Genomic DNA, 472 nt, shown 5'->3' on the forward strand with positions numbered 1-472 from the left:
AACATCGCAGCCACTTCTTATCACTTGAAGCAATGAGAAGATGGCTACTATAGATGAAAGAGTGTTAAAAAATTATGGATACACTTTGCAAGGAAACATTAAAATCAGTTGATCCCATTACACCAGCTGCTGCTTATATTGGTGGCAAAAGCAGGTTAGCCAAAACCATTACCAAAATCATTGAAGGTATTCCCCATCGCACTTATGCTGAACCTTTTGTTGGTATGGGAGGAATATTCTTTAGGCGGAAGTTGATTCCACCTATTGAAATTGTCAATGATCGTTCAGGTGATGTGGTGAATTTTTTTCGAGTTTTGCAACGCCATTATCCCCCTTTTATGGATCTGTTGAAGTTCCAAATCACCAGCCGTGAGGAGTTTCAACGCTTGCGCATGCAAGATCCAAACACTCTCACGGATTTAGAGCGGGCTTTGCGATTTTTGTATCTACAGCGGTTGAGTTTTAGTGGGAA

The 472-nt window shown here is 40.9% G+C and carries 1 protein-coding gene; it reads left to right on the top strand.

Going from position 1 to position 472, the window contains the following annotated elements; translation table 11 throughout:
* Nucleotides 1–74: 74 nt before the first annotated feature.
* Nucleotides 75–472: DNA adenine methylase (locus tag J7R12_RS08665; protein ID WP_208439075.1), on the top strand; the 398-nt coding region annotated here is incomplete at its 3' end.

This window comes from Bartonella vinsonii subsp. vinsonii, from assembly GCF_902825235.1.
GTDB classification, from domain to species: Bacteria; Pseudomonadota; Alphaproteobacteria; order Rhizobiales; family Rhizobiaceae; genus Bartonella; species Bartonella vinsonii.